14 protein-coding genes are annotated in these 14,157 nt (G+C 66.1%); 8 read left to right on the top strand and 6 right to left on the bottom strand.

Features of this window, described 5'->3' with window-relative positions:
- The first annotated feature begins 115 nt into the window (after positions 1-115).
- On the top strand, positions 116-529 hold the full coding sequence (locus tag CH296_RS14125; RefSeq protein WP_082074070.1) for a GNAT family N-acetyltransferase: 414 nt from the start codon (positions 116-118) through the stop codon (positions 527-529).
- Between the two features lie 12 nt (positions 530-541).
- Here CH296_RS14125 and map read toward each other — a convergent pair whose 3' ends face one another.
- A complete protein-coding gene (gene map, locus CH296_RS14130; RefSeq protein WP_045198715.1) occupies positions 542-1,312 on the bottom strand; it encodes a type I methionyl aminopeptidase in 771 nt (256 codons plus the stop codon).
- A 104-nt stretch (positions 1,313-1,416) separates the two neighbouring features.
- Between map and CH296_RS14135 the strand changes: the two genes are divergently transcribed.
- The 4 genes from CH296_RS14135 (at position 1,417) to fgd (ending at position 3,906) form a co-directional block, all read left to right on the top strand.
- Complete coding sequence (locus CH296_RS14135) at positions 1,417-2,109, top strand: GNAT family N-acetyltransferase (protein ID WP_094685210.1); 693 nt, start codon at positions 1,417-1,419, stop codon at positions 2,107-2,109.
- A gap of 69 nt (positions 2,110-2,178) precedes the next feature.
- Positions 2,179-2,499, top strand: coding sequence for a hypothetical protein (locus CH296_RS14140; RefSeq protein ID WP_094685056.1), 321 nt, complete (start codon positions 2,179-2,181; stop codon positions 2,497-2,499).
- Positions 2,496-2,828 carry a YidH family protein gene (locus CH296_RS14145; protein ID WP_032393753.1) on the top strand — a complete coding sequence of 111 codons (333 nt, stop codon included), beginning with the start codon at positions 2,496-2,498 and terminating at the stop codon, positions 2,826-2,828. Before CH296_RS14140 ends, CH296_RS14145 begins: the two co-directional genes overlap by 4 nt.
- A 64-nt stretch (positions 2,829-2,892) precedes the next feature.
- Positions 2,893-3,906: a glucose-6-phosphate dehydrogenase (coenzyme-F420) gene (fgd, locus tag CH296_RS14150; RefSeq protein ID WP_032380238.1), complete on the top strand. Its 1,014-nt coding sequence runs from the start codon at positions 2,893-2,895 to the stop codon at positions 3,904-3,906.
- A gap of 12 nt (positions 3,907-3,918) precedes the next feature.
- Here the strand turns inward: fgd and CH296_RS14155 are convergent, their stop codons facing one another.
- Positions 3,919-4,431, bottom strand: a complete 513-nt coding sequence (locus CH296_RS14155) for a nitroreductase/quinone reductase family protein (RefSeq protein ID WP_032393754.1) — start codon at positions 4,429-4,431, stop codon at positions 3,919-3,921.
- Positions 4,432-4,525: 94 nt separating this feature from the next.
- Between CH296_RS14155 and pta the strand changes: the two genes are divergently transcribed.
- Together pta and CH296_RS14165 are read left to right on the top strand one after the other, a co-directional pair.
- Complete coding sequence (pta, locus tag CH296_RS14160; protein WP_179272846.1) at positions 4,526-6,646, top strand: phosphate acetyltransferase; 2,121 nt, start codon at positions 4,526-4,528, stop codon at positions 6,644-6,646.
- Positions 6,643-7,830: an acetate kinase gene (locus CH296_RS14165; protein ID WP_094630926.1), complete on the top strand. Its 1,188-nt coding sequence runs from the start codon at positions 6,643-6,645 to the stop codon at positions 7,828-7,830. The genes pta and CH296_RS14165 overlap by 4 nt, the downstream gene beginning before the upstream one ends.
- Before the next feature lie 13 nt (positions 7,831-7,843).
- Here the strand turns inward: CH296_RS14165 and CH296_RS14170 are convergent, their stop codons facing one another.
- From CH296_RS14170 to CH296_RS14180, 3 genes are read right to left on the bottom strand one after another with little or no spacing between them, the layout of a single operon-like run.
- Entirely contained in the window at positions 7,844-10,243 is a 2,400-nt protein-coding gene (locus tag CH296_RS14170) for a serine/threonine-protein kinase (RefSeq protein ID WP_094646799.1), read from the bottom strand.
- Positions 10,244-10,254: 11 nt separating this feature from the next.
- Positions 10,255-11,226 (bottom strand): glutamate ABC transporter substrate-binding protein, encoded by a 972-nt coding sequence (locus CH296_RS14175; RefSeq protein WP_094685057.1) that lies wholly within the window; start codon positions 11,224-11,226, stop codon positions 10,255-10,257.
- On the bottom strand, positions 11,223-12,527 hold the full coding sequence (locus CH296_RS14180; protein ID WP_256980450.1) for a hypothetical protein: 1,305 nt from the start codon (positions 12,525-12,527) through the stop codon (positions 11,223-11,225). The genes CH296_RS14175 and CH296_RS14180 overlap by 4 nt, the downstream gene beginning before the upstream one ends.
- Positions 12,528-12,599: 72 nt before the next feature.
- On the opposite strand from CH296_RS14180, the gene CH296_RS14185 reads away from it, so the two are divergent.
- Entirely contained in the window at positions 12,600-13,436 is an 837-nt protein-coding gene (locus CH296_RS14185) for an NUDIX hydrolase (protein ID WP_094646878.1), read from the top strand.
- Here CH296_RS14185 and thiE read toward each other — a convergent pair.
- Entirely contained in the window at positions 13,433-14,125 is a 693-nt protein-coding gene (thiE, locus tag CH296_RS14190; RefSeq protein ID WP_094685059.1) for a thiamine phosphate synthase, read from the bottom strand. The genes CH296_RS14185 and thiE overlap by 4 nt on opposite strands.
- Positions 14,126-14,157 lie beyond the last annotated feature (32 nt).

Below are 14,157 nucleotides of genomic sequence, written 5' to 3' on the forward strand. Positions count from 1 at the left end.
GAGGATCTCGCGCGTGTTGCGATCAGGCGTGACCGACGCACTCCACCCTCGCACCGACCTCATCACCCGTTCCGTCGACTGGGATCATCCCGACGCCGACGCTCTCCGGGCCGAGATGGCCGCCGAGGTGGGTCCTCGCTACGCAGATCGCGCTGCCCTGATGGCGAAGACCCAGGCCAATGCCGTCGACGAGGGCACGGTGCACCGCACGTTCGTCGTCTACCGCCGCGATGCCGAGGGGGTCGAGCAGGCGGTCGGCCATGCGGCACTGCGGTGGAACGGGCTCGACCTCGAGCTCAAACGAATGTTCGTCCACGTGGACCACCGTGGAACAGGCGTCTCGACGGCGCTGCTGGTCGCCTCGGAGAACGCGGCTCGTGAGCAGGGACTGCCGCGGCTGATCCTGCAAACCGGAGACCGTCAGCCCGACGCAGTCAGGCTGTACGAGAAAAGCGGTTACACCCGTATCCCGGTGTTCGCGCCCTACGACGTGCTCCCGTTCTCCAACACCTTCGAGAAACGGTGGTGAGTCGATCGAGGGTCAGAGCTTGGGCAGGGTCATGATCTCGGCACCGTCGTCGGTGATGACCACGGTGTGCTCGCTGTGCGCGGTGCGGCACCCCGTCGAGCTTCTCAAGGTCCACCCATCGGGGTCGGTGACCAGCTCGTCTGTGTTCTCCATGATCCACGGCTCCAGTGCCAGCATCAGACCCGGTCGAAGGCCGTAGCCACGGCCCGGCCGTCCGGAGTTGGACACGTGCGGGTCCTGATGCATCGTCGAGCCGATACCGTGGCCGCCGAACTGCATGTTGATCGGATAGCCGGCGGCACCGAGGACCGTGCCGATGGCATGGGAGATGTCGCCGATCTTGTTGCCGGGGCGAGCTGCGTCGATGCCTGCGGCCAATGCTCGTTCGGTGGCCTCGATCATCGCGGTGTCTTCTCCTCGTGCCTCGCCGACGACGAAACTGATGGCCGAGTCCGCCGCCACACCGCCGAGTATCACGGCCAGATCGAGGGTGAGCAGATCGCCGTCGGCAAGAGAGTAATCGTGCGGGAGACCGTGCAGCACAGCGTCGTTGACGGAAGTGCAGATGTAGTGACCGAAGGGCCCGCTCCCGAACGACGGCGCGTAGTCGACGTAGCAGGACGTCGCCCCGGCTCCCTCGATGATCTCCTTGGTCCACTGATCGATCTCGAGCAAATTGGTGCCGACTGTGGCGCGTTCGCGGACGGTCCGAAGTATTCCGGCGACCAGGGCGCCGGATTCGCGCGCGAGGGGGATCTTGCTGGGAGGGAGGATCTCGATCATGTGGTGCCTTTCGACGTATGCCGAACAACGATACCGGTATAAGTATTGGTGTCGAGTCCGACGGCACGCAAAGCCGTGTGTCGGTTCGTGCGACGCTGTCTGTCGTGTCTGCTCATCCTCTCGACGACCCCGTTCGTTGTTCCCTCGAGGGCTCGCTCTCGCGGTTCTCCGTCAGCCGCGGACGGATCGTGCGGGCAGATCCCGAGGTGTCTCCGTTCCTGGTGCACCCCGACGTGCTCGAGTCCCAGGACTGGGACGATATCGCCGCTCTGTTCGGGCCACGCACCGTCGTAGGGCTGAACGGTCCGGAACGCGCACTGCCCGAGGGGTGGTCGCATGTGGAGACATTCGGTTTGGTGCAGCTGGTCGGCACGCATCTCGAGACGCGGCCCGTCGCCGAGGCGGTCGAGCTGACGGCTGCGGACGTCCCGGAGATGCTCGATCTGGTCGGCCGCACGGAGCCGGGACCGTTCCTGCCCCGCACCATCGAACTCGGCACGTACCTCGGTGTTCGACGCGATGGCGCGCTGATCGCGATGGCGGGCGAGCGCATGCACCCTCCGGGGTGGACGGAGATCAGCGCGGTGTGCACCGACCCGGCCTTCCGCGGACAGGGTCTGGCGACGGATCTGGTTCGCGCGGTCGGTCACGGCATTCGCGCCCGCGGTGAGGAGCCGTTCCTGCATGCGTCGGACGCGAACGTGCGCGCCATCGAGCTCTACTTGTCCATCGGGTTCGAGTTGCGTCGAACCTCGCAGCTGACGTTGGTCCGTACGCCCGCGTCGAACTCGGGATAGGTTCCGAAATTCGCTGTTGCGCGCTCTGAGCCCGAAGGCATACCGTTACCTGTGCGAACAAATCGGGATGTGATCTACGACGACGGATTGGTCCGTCTCGACGAGGCAGACGTCACCCTGAGGTACTACTACTTCCCCTTCGCCACGAAGAAGTTCGTGCCCTACGGCAGGATTCGCGCGGTCGATACCGCTGTTCTCGGCAACTGGAACGGGCGGTGGCGGCTGTGGGGTGCGTCCTGGATCGACCAGTGGCTTCCGCTGGACGTGATGCGTCCCAAGAAGGACACTGCAGTGGTGCTCACCATCCGCCGCATCTCGCCGGTCTTCACCCCCGACGATCCTGAATCGGTTGCCCATCTGATTCGCGAGCGCATGACCGCACGGCAGTGACGCGCCCCGACGAGCGGTTCACGCTCGCCAGTGAGCGCACCTTTCTCGCCTGGCTGAGGACGTCGCTCGGGCTCCTGGCCGGCGGAATCGCGATCGTTCACCTGGTTCCCGATTTCAGTACGGGATGGGTTCGGACGACCCTCGGTCTGATTCTCATCGGCCTCGCCGCAGCGGCACCGATCATCGGCCTACGGCGGTGGCTGCGCGTTCGACATGCTCTCGAGAACGGTGCACCGATGCCGGAGTCTCGAGACCTGTGGATCTTCGCGATCGGTATCGGTGCGGTGGCTTTGCTGGCTGCAGTGGTCACGGTTCTGGGGATCCAGTAGTACTCAGCCGACCACCGCGGGTGCACAATCGAAGAACTAGGACGACCAACGACAGGAGTTCGGCGTGGCGCAGGGTCTCAAACTCGGTTACAAGGCATCGGCGGAGCAGTTCGGACCGCGGGAGTTGGTCGAGCTCGGTGTGCTGGCCGAGCAGCACGGTATGGATTCGGCGACGGTCAGTGACCACTTCCAGCCGTGGCGTCACGAGGGTGGCCATGCGCCGTTCTCGCTGGCATGGATGACGGCCGTCGGTGAACGCACCAACACGATTCAGCTCGGCACCTCGGTGCTGACGCCGACGTTCCGCTACAACCCGTCGGTCATCGCGCAGGCGTTCGCGACCATGGGCTGCCTGTATCCCGGACGCATCATGCTCGGTGTGGGTACCGGTGAGGCGCTGAACGAGATCGCCACCGGGTTCACCGGCGAATGGCCGGAGTTCAAGGAACGATTCGCGCGCCTGCGTGAGTCGGTGCGGTTGATGCGTGAGCTGTGGCTCGGCGACCGGGTCGACTTCGAGGGCGAGTACTACACGACCAAGGGCGCGTCGATCTACGACGTCCCCGAGGGCGGCATCCCGGTCTACATCGCCGCAGGCGGACCCGTCGTCGCGCGGTATGCAGGGCGTGCGGGCGACGGATTCATCTGCACCTCGGGCAAGGGCATGGAGCTCTACACCGACAAACTGCTTCCCGCGGTGGAAGAGGGCGCGGGCAAGGCCGAGCGCGACGCCGGTGAGATCGACAGGATGATCGAGATCAAGATCAGCTACGACACCGATCCCGAACTGGCGCTGGAGAATTGCCGCTTCTGGGCACCGCTGTCACTGACGCCGGAGCAGAAGCACTCGATCGACGATCCGATCGAGATGGAGAAGGCCGCCGACGAGCTGCCGATCGAACAGGTCGCCAAGCGCTGGATCGTGGCATCGGACCCGGACGAGGCAGTGGAGAAGGTCAAGCAGTACACCGACGCAGGGCTGAACCACCTGGTGTTCCACGCACCGGGCCACGATCAGAAGCGGTTCCTCGAACTGTTCGAGAAGGACCTCGCGCCGCGCCTGCGCAAGCTCGGCTGACTCCCGACGAGATCAGCGATCGGCCGTGAGTGCGAACAATCGCATGTCGCGGTCGGTCCTGGTTTCGTATTCGCCGTACACCTCGACCATCGCGTCGAACTGGCGGTAGATGCGTGCCTTCTCGTCGCCGGTGATGCGGGTGGCCGTCACCGGAATCTTCTTGCCGCCGATGGCCACGACGGCCTTCGGGTCGGCGAGCAGGTTCGACGTCCACGCCGGGTGGTGCTGCTGACCGAAATTCGATCCGACGACGTAGATCTTGTCGGCCTCCCGGTAGTACAGCAGCGGGCTGGTCCTGGGTTTGCCGGATTTGCGGCCGGTGGTGGTCAGCAACACCACCGGTGCCGCGATGGGGCCGAGGACGGTGAAGCGGCCGTCGGACTTGGTCAGCAACCACCGGTCGACGCCTGCGAGGTTCCTGATGACCCACGAACCGGGCTTCGTTGACGCGAACTTCACGGCGGGCTTGCGGATGAACGAGGTTTCGCTGCCCCAGCGCACATCCGGGAACGGTGATTCGGCCATGGTTCATGGGACAACCCGACCGCGCCCGGTGTCAACAGCACAACCACTGGGCAGGAGTGGAGCCCGCGGAACGACCCCTACTAGGCTGGCGGGCATGGCTGAGCCCAGCGGCACCGACGCGTCGGACATGTATCCCTCGAGCATCTACATCGCGTCACCGGAAGGGGACACCGGGAAGTCGACCATCGCGCTCGGTGTGCTGCAGATGCTCGCCGCGTCCGCGGCCAGGGTCGGGGTGTTTCGTCCCATCGCCCGCTCCACCGACGAGCCGGATTACATCCTCGAGCTGCTCGTCGAGCACACCACCGCAGATCTGACGTACGAGCAGTCGCTCGGTGTCACGTACGAGCAGGTGCACGCCGATGCGGATGCAGCGCTCAGCGAGATCGTCAATCGGTACCACGAGGTGGCCGCTCAGTGCGACGCCGTGGTGATCGTGGGCAGCGACTACACCGACGTCGGCAGCCCGAGTGAGCTCGGTTTCAATGCCCGCATCGCCGTCAATCTCGGCGCCCCCGTGCTGCTTGCGCTGCGCGGGTCCGGTCGCACGCCCGACGAGATCGCGCAGTTGGCCACTCTGTGCCAGGGCGAGCTGCGTCAGCATCATGCCCACCTGGCTGCGATCGTGGCCAACCGTTGCGCGCCGGACGATCTCGATGCGGTGACCGACGCCTTGGCGTCCGTCGGCGTGCCTGCGTGGTCGCTGCCGGAGATCCCGCTGCTCGTCGCGCCGACGATGGCGGAGCTGCTCGAGGCGGTGGACGGTTCCCTGTACTCCGGTGACTCGTCGCTGCTGCAGCGAGAAGCGTTGCGGGTCATGGTCGGTGGTATGACGGCCGAACACATCCTCGAACGCCTCACCGAGGGCGTCGTCGTCATCGCGCCGGCGGACCGGTCCGACGTACTGCTCGCTCTCGTCAATGCCCATGAGGCGGAGGGTTTTCCCTCACTGGCCGGCATCATCATGAACGGCGGCATCGAACCCCATCCGGCGATCGCTCGTCTGGTGGCAGGACTCGGACCCCGATTGCCGATTCTGACCACCGAGCTCGGCACCTTCGATACCGCCTCCGCTGCAGCGCAGACGCGCGGCCGCGTGGCGGTGGGATCGCAGCGCAAGGTGGACACCGCACTCGGACTGATGGAACAGCGGGTCGACGCGAAAACCCTTCTGGGGCGGCTCGACATCGCCATCCCCACCATCACGACCCCGCAGATGTTCGAGTACCAGCTGATCCACCGAGCCCGCGCCGACCGCAAACACATCGTGCTTCCGGAGGGCGGTGACGATCGCATCCTCCGGGCTGCCGGACGTCTGCTGCAGCGTCAGGTCGCGGACCTGACGATCCTCGGGGAGGAAGGCCCCATTCGACGACGCGCATCGGAACTGGGCGTCGATCTCGACAGTGCAACGGTTCTCGACCCCAAGAACTGTGACTACGCCGAGGACTTCGCCGCCGAGTACACCGAGCTGCGCAAACACAAGGGCATGACGATCGACCGTGCCCGCGAGATCATGGCCGACATCTCGTACTTCGGAACGATGATGGTGCACAAGGGAATTGCCGACGGTATGGTCTCCGGTGCCGCGCACACCACCGCGCACACCATCAAGCCGTCGTTCGAGATCATCAAGACGACCGAGGGCGTGTCGACCGTGTCGTCCATCTTCCTGATGTGCCTGTCCGATCGTGTTCTCGCCTACGGCGACTGCGCCGTCGTACCCGACCCGACGGCCGAGCAACTCGCCGACATCGCCGTGTCCTCCGCGCAGACAGCAGCCCAGTTCGGTATCGAGCCGCGGGTGGCGATGCTGTCGTACTCAACCGGCGAGTCCGGTTCCGGAGCCGATGTCGACAAGGTACGGCAAGCCACAGCACTTGTGCGCGAACGTAATCCGGAACTGCTCGTGGAGGGTCCGATTCAGTACGACGCGGCGATCGAACCGTCCGTCGCCGCGTCGAAGCTGCCCGACTCCGACGTTGCAGGCCGTGCGACGGTGTTCATCTTCCCGGACCTCAACACCGGCAACAACACCTACAAGGCCGTCCAGCGCAGTGCCGGTGCGGTCGCCGTCGGACCCGTTCTGCAGGGCCTGCGCAAGCCCGTCAACGATCTCTCGCGCGGCGCGCTGGTCGAGGACATCGTCAACACCGTCGCCATCACCGCGATTCAGGCACAGGGCATCGCCGCGGCCGATGGGGAGGGCAAGTGAGCATCCTCGTCGTCAACTCCGGCTCGTCCTCGGTCAAGTTCCAACTGGTCGACCCCGGCTCGGGGGAGTCCGTGGCCAGCGGGCTCGTCGAGCGCATCGGTGAGTCCGACGGACGCGTCGAACTCGACCACCGGGGCGAGACCGTCGAGCGAGTCCAGCGCATCGACGATCACGGTGCCGGTCTGGCCCTGGCCTTCGAGATGCTCGCCGACGCAGGCGTCGAACTGGAATCGGTCACCGCCGTCGGGCACCGTGTGGTCCACGGCGGGACGGTCTTCTACCGTCCGACGATCATCGACGACTCCGTCGTGCAACAGATCTCCGATCTGAGCAACCTTGCACCGCTGCACAATCCGCCGAACGTGCTGGGTATCGAGGTCGCCAGGAAGCAACTGCCGAACGTGCCGCACGTGGCCGTGTTCGACACGGCCTTCTTTCATTCCCTGCCCGACGCCGCCGCGACCTACGCCATCGATGCAACCGTCGCTGCCGAGCACGACATTCGGCGCTACGGCTTCCACGGCACCTCGCATCGGTACGTGTCCGAGCAGGTGGCGCAGTTCCTCGGTCGCGACCTCGCCGACATCGACCAGATCGTGCTGCATCTGGGCAACGGTGCCTCGGCCTCGGCCGTCGCAGGGGGCAAGGCGGTCGACACCTCGATGGGACTGACTCCACTCGAAGGGCTCGTGATGGGTACCCGCAGTGGGGATATCGACCCCGGTGTGATCATGCACCTGCGGCGCAGTGCAGGCATGAGCGTCGACGACATCGACGACCTGCTCAACCGTCGCTCCGGCCTGATCGGACTGTCCGGGGTCAACGACTTCAGACAACTGCAGCAGCGCATCGACGACGGGGACGCCTCGGCACGTCTGGCGTACGAGGTCTACATTCATCGCCTCCGCAAGTACATCGGCGCGTACATGATCGGCTTGGGCAAGCTCGACGCCATCACGTTCACCGCCGGTGTCGGTGAGAACGCCGCAGCGGTGCGTGCGGATGCCCTGGCGAATCTCGAGGGCTTCGGCATCGAGATCGACGCCGAGCGTAATGCGCTGCGCAGCAAACAGGCTCGGGTGATCTCGACCGACGCGTCTGCCGTCACGGTGTTGGTGGTGCCGACCGACGAGGAGCTGGCGATCGCTCGTGCGGCGGACGACCTCGTCCGAGAAGGCAGCTAGAACAGCGCTGCAGTCAGAAGAGCGACCGGGGTCTGATCGCGTTCGCCAAATCCACCAGTGAGAAGCGGTGGGCGCGATCGGTGGCGTTGCGGGCCAGTGCGCGAAGGCCCTTCTCGGTGCCGCGCCGCAACCCGTCCTCGGTGAACGGGACGCTGAGAATGGGTTCTCGCTCGGCTGTGGCGGCGTGGCCGGAGACGATCCAGTCCAGGGCCATCGCCAGCACCAGCGTCCGCATCTGCAACGCCCGGCTCTCGGCTTTGGGTAGCAGCGCCACTCGCCGTGCTGCAGAACGGAAATCGGCCTCGGACAGCTCGGCTCGCGAGCGATCCATCAGCAACGTCAACACGCTGGTCATCCGGGCCATGGAGTAGTGCCGCGAGCTGATCGGCACCTGATCGAGCGCGGCGATGGCACCGGTCTGATCGCCGCGGCGCTGCAACTGCCTCGCCAGGCCGAACGCCGAGCTGACGATGCCACGATTGGTTCGCCACACCGCTCGGTACAGGCCCTCGGCGCGGGCCCGCCACTTCTCGGCTTCCTCCTTGTCGCCCGCGGCCACATGCCCGAGCAGTTCCGACGTGGCTCCGAGAGCGAGCTTGGGCGCGAGTTCGCCGGGCATCGCACCGAGCACGTTGTCGAAATGGGTGAAGGCAGAATCGTATTCGTGATGCAGCAGCGCGATCAGGCCCGCGTACCACTGCACCCGCCACGGGTCGGCAGTGTGGTCGGTCGACTGCACCTTCGCCAGGATGTCGGTTGCATCGACGACGTTCCCGAGATCCAGGTGGGCCTTGACCTCGGCGAGCGTGATCTCGAGGCTCAGTTCCACCGGACTCGACGAACCTGCGGAGCGGCCCGATTCGGCTCCGGCGGTGACGCGTTCGATGCCGTTGCGTTTGGCGTGCTGCAGCGAGTCCAGGGTCTGTCTCGGTTCGACGTGTACGGCCGCCGCCAGCAACGGCGCGCTCGGATCGTTGGGGTCCACCAGTGGAACCGGAAGCGCAGCAACCACTTCGGCGGCCGTCATTCGTTCGTGGCGTACCGTACCGTCCACGTAGGTGTCGGTGCGTCCCACCGACTGCTCGGTGCCGAAGGTCGTACGGGGCGGGCTGAACACCGTCGACAGTCCGGGCCGCTCGACACCTGTCCTGATGGCCAGAATCTCACGCAGCACGCCGGTGGCCTGCCCGGCCAACTCGTCCGCGGATCGGAACCGCCGAGTGGGGTCCTCGTGCGTCGCGCGCAGCAGCAGTCGATGCAACGACGGAAACTGCTGTAGCACTTCGGATTCCTCGGCCGAGGGAAGTCCGTCCAGGTACTTGCCGTTCTTCGACGGCATGTCCAGCGTCAACACCGCGAGTGTGCGGCCGACGGTGAAGATGTCCGACGCCACCGTCGGTCCCGTCTTCACGATCTCCGGTGCCTGATAGCCCACCGTGCCGTACAGGTAGCCGTAGTCCTCGATGCCCGCGACCGCGCCGAGGTCGATGAGTTTGATCTGGTCGTCGGAGACCATGATGTTCTCCGGTTTGAGGTCGTTGTAGACCAGCCCGATCGAATGCAGATAGCCCAGTGCCGGAAGCACTTCGAGTACGTAGGCCAACGCTTGCTCGACGGGCAGACGGGCACCGTCACCGCAGGCGGTGAGGATGTCGCGCAGCGAACGGCCGCCGACGTATTCCATCACGATGAAGCCGACGGTCGAGCCGTCGCTGCGGGGTTGCTCGACGAAGTTGTAGATCTTCACCACGCCGGGGTGGGCGACCTCGGCGAGGAACTGTCGCTCCGCGACCGCGACCGCGTGCGCCTCTTCGTCCCCGAAATGCAGCAGTCCCTTGAGGACCACCCAGCGGTCACTGACATTGCGGTCGATGGCGAGGTAGATCCAGCCGAGTCCACCGTGTGCGATGCAGCCCTGCACGTCGTACTGGCCGACCACGCGATCGCCCGGCTCGAGCAGTGGGGTGAAGTCGAACGTGGCGCCGCAGTGCGGGCAGATACCCATCGCCACGTCGGGCTCACCCGGTTCGCTGCGACCGACCTTGGCATTGCACTTCCAACAGAACCGTTTGTGCTGCGGCACCGTCGGATCCGACATCACTGCAGTGGCAGGATCGATCGGTTCGACGCGAGGCACGTCCACCAGACCGCCGCCGAGCCGTCGCCGAATGCCGGTGCTGCGCGATCGACCGGATCTCGATCGACCCGTCTTGGAGCGGGTGGAAGCGGACTGTGACGCCGTCGGGGTCGGATCGCCGACCGTCGACCGCGAGACGGCCTGAGTACGCTCGACGCCGTCCGTTCCCGACACTGCTTGCGTTCTCGACACCGCCCGGGTGCGCTCGCTGTCGTCGGTGCGCGAGACCGCCTGCGTTCGCTCCGCCGGGGCCGTGGGCTGCTGTTCGTCGTCCATGTCCAGGCCCCCTAATCGCTGTACGTCGCGCTGGGCGGACCGGGGGAGGGACCGAGCACCGTCAGCCAGCGATCGTAGATGCGATTCCAGGTGCCGTCGGAGCGGATGCGCGCCAACGTCCCGTTGACGAAGCGCACCAGATCCTCGTTGTTCTTGTTGATCCCCACCCCGTACGGCTCCGGGCTCAGGCTGTCACCGACGATCTCGAGGTAGGGATCCTGAGCGGCGAGACCGGCGAGGATCGCGTCGTCGGTGCTGATGGCGTCGACCTGCCGTTGCTGCAGCACCACAAGGCAATCCGACCACATCGGCACCGTCACCACCGTCGCGGCGGGTTGGACGCGTTGAACGCGTCGCAGCGAGGTGGTGCCCTCCACTGCGCACACTCTCTTGCCTGCCAGATCCTCGACACCGCGGATGCCCGATCCCTGCACCACCAGAACACGGTGTTGCGCTTGGAAGTACACGGTGGAGAACTGGACATCCTTGCGGCGAGCACACGTGATGGTCATGGTTTTGACCACCATGTCCACCGTAGAATCCTGCAGAGCTTCGAGCCGCTGCGCAGAGGTGAGGATGCGAAAGTCCAATCGATTCGGATCGCCGAACAGATCTCGTGAGACTTCCCGCGCGATGTCGACATCGAACCCGACCAGCTGGCCGGTCATCGGATCACGGAAGCTGAAAAGATTGCTGCCCGTGTCCAACCCGACGACCAACCGGCCCTTGGCGCGCAATGCGTCGACGGTCGGTTGTGGTGGCGGCGGAGCATCGGTGCCTGCCTGCAGCGGGCGCAGGCTGGCAGTGGGGCGCGCGCACTCGTCGTCGGCGGGGCTCTCGGTGGGGCGGGCGGCGACGGACGCGCCGTCCGGTAGTGGCGGTTCGGTGAACGTCGTCTCCGCTTGCGGCGGAGCGTTTTCCGGCGTGGCGCAGCCGACCAGCAGGGAGGTGACCAGAATGCCAACGGCGAGTAGACGTTTCACAGGTACTCACGCAGCCTCGGGAAGAGGCCGACACCGAAGGCGACCGACGCGAAGACGGTGAGCACGTAGGCGCCGTTCGACAGTCCGGACAGCACCCACACCGATCGGTCGATGTTGGACCGCAGTTCGCTTCGCGCATTCTCGATTCCGTCGACCAGAACTCTGTCGAGCGCGGTGAACGCGGCCGCCGAATCGGACTCGCCCGAGCCGGTGGCGATGGAGACCGCGCCGTTGAAATCGCCGACCTCGAGGGCGGAGTCGATCCTCGAGTGCGAGACCGACCACGTGTTCAGTGCATCGATCACCGTGGTGTCGCCCTGGAACATCTCGGTGAACCGAGAGACGTTGGCGTCGAACGATTCTCCGTAATCCTGACCGCCGCCGCGACGAGCGAGGTCGAGTGTCTCGTCCGCTCTGGCCTGTTGCGCCAGAATGAAACCCGTCGTGTAGGACTTCAACGGGGACACTCCACGGTCGATCGCACGATCGGTGGCAATCGAGGAAATCAGTCCCACCACCAGCATCCAGCCGAGCAGTCCGGCGACAGCAACTGTGGCAGTGAGGAATCCGGCGTTCAACGTTCGGCGGGTGGTCCGCGACAGATACCACTGAGCCAGGCCGGTCATCAGCAACAGGAACACCAGCGAGCCGATCGCGAACAGTGGAGGACTGGTGAATCGTTCCTGATCGGCCGAGACTCGCGACGCCTGTTCGGTGTACAACTTCTCGGCCAGCGGCAGCAAACTCGACTGCATCATGGTCGATGCCTCGCCGAGATACGCCGCGCCCACCGGATTTCCGCTGCGGTTGTTGGCTCGCGAAGTCTCGACCAGACCGCTGTACACCGGCAACCCCGCGGCGATCTGGGTGAGCACCGCGCTGGTGGCCGCGTCGTTCTCGGTCACCCCGGCCGAGGCCGCGATCAGCTCGGACGACGCCTCGCCGAGCGCCTGCGAGTAGCGCTCGCGTACCTCGGGCGGTTCGAGGCCACCGGCGATGAACGCGGTGGCCGCGGCCGCGTCGGCCACCGACAGAGCCCCGTACAGATTCTGTGCCGAGTTCGCGAAGGGCTCGGTGCGCACCAACAGGGTGCCCAGGGTGTCGACCCGATCGGTCACGGCCGTGGACGCGAGATTTCCGACCGTCAACGCGAGCACCACCAGCGCGATTCCCATCGCGACCAACCGCGCGGGCGTCGAGCGCATCGTGTAGCGAACCGGTGGCTTGCCTGCAGCGACACCGACGTGTGTGGCCGTTGTCGGGGGGACGGCAGCGGAGGGGGTAATACCGGCCGCGATCACGCACCCGAGCATATAAGTAGGCGGACGGTACTGCAGCCACTACAGGCAGGTGATTCACCTAGGGTGGTGAGCATGCGTGGTGACGGCGACGGCTGGGTGATCGGCGAGAACGGCACTCGGCACTGGGGAAGGCACGGTGCCGCCGGCCTGTTGCTGCGCGCCCCGTCCGACGCAGGCGAGCCGATGGTGTTGCTGCAGCACCGTGCCCTGTGGAGTCACCAGGGCGGAACGTGGGCACTGCCCGGCGGAGCCCGCGATTCCCACGAGAGCACGGCGCACGCGGCGGTGCGCGAGGCCCACGAAGAAGCCGGTATCACGGCCGAACAGGTCAGTGTTCGCAGCGAGCGCGTCACCGCGAGTGTCGAGAGCGGCTGGTCGTACACCACCGTCGTCGCCGACACCGATCATCCGTTGACCACCGTGCCCAACGGGGAGAGCACCGAGCTGCGCTGGGTGCCGGAGTCGGTCGTCGACGAACTCCCCTTGCACCCGGGCTTCGCGTCGAGCTGGCCGTCGCTGCGTACCGTGCCGCTGCGGGTGCTGCTCGACACCGCCAACGTGCTGGGGTCCCGGCCGAACGGATGGTGGAAGGACCGCACCGGGTCGACGAGCGCACTGCTGACCTCGCTCGCCGAGACGCTGCCTCGCACCGTCGAACTGCCCAGCGGTCAGTACGGCTGGCTCACCCGCATCGACGCCGTGCTCGAAGGCCTGGCCAGGGACGCCGTGGTGGACGACCCCCGCACCCGCACGATTCTCGCCGACGGCAGTGGCGACGACACCTTGGCCGAGCAGGCACACATCGACGGAGACCTGACCGCGCTCGTCACCGCCGACCGCGGACTACGCGACCGGCTGCCGGAATCGGTGCAGGTCCTGACGCCGTCCGCAGTACTGGGTTGGCTCTAGGCCCGCAGTGCTCGGACCAAGTCGCGGGCTGCGGCCTGTGGATCCCGCGCCTCGGTGATCGCGCGGACCACGACGATGCGATCGGCACCGGCGGCCCGAACCTGATCGACATTGGTCGCGTCGACGCCGCCGATGGCGAACCACGGCCGTTCCGGCAGCGCGTCCGCCGTCGCCCGCAGAGTCTCGAGCCCCGCAGCCTTGCGGTTGGGCTTGGTGGGCGTCGGCCACACCGGCCCGACGGCGAAGTAGTCGACGCCGTCCTCGATCGCGGCGAGCGAGGACTGGGCCCGGTTCTGCGTCGAGCGGCCGATCACCACGTCCGGCCCCAGGATCTGCCGCGCGTAGTGCACCGGCAGATCACCCTGACCGAGGTGCAGCACATCCGCGCCCGAGGCCAACGCCAGATCCGCACGGTCGTTGACCGCCAACAGCGCACCGTGCCGCTTGGTCGCAGCGAGCAGAATCGCCAGCGCCGCAAGCTCGTCCTTGGCCTCGAGGGGCCCGAACTCGCGCTCGCCTGCGGAATTCTTGTCACGCAGCTGGATGATGTCGACGCCACCGGACAACGCGGCCTCGGCGAACTGCGCGAGGTCGCCCTTGTCGCGCCTGGCATCGGTACACAGGTACAGGCGAGCGGACGCAAGACGCTCACGGGGAGTCTGGTTGCGGGCGGTCTGAGATGGATGCACAAAGCGAACTGTATTCTCATGGAGGCCGCCAC

The organism is Rhodococcus sp. 14-2496-1d (assembly GCF_002259365.1).
GTDB lineage: Bacteria > Actinomycetota > Actinomycetes > Mycobacteriales > Mycobacteriaceae > Rhodococcoides.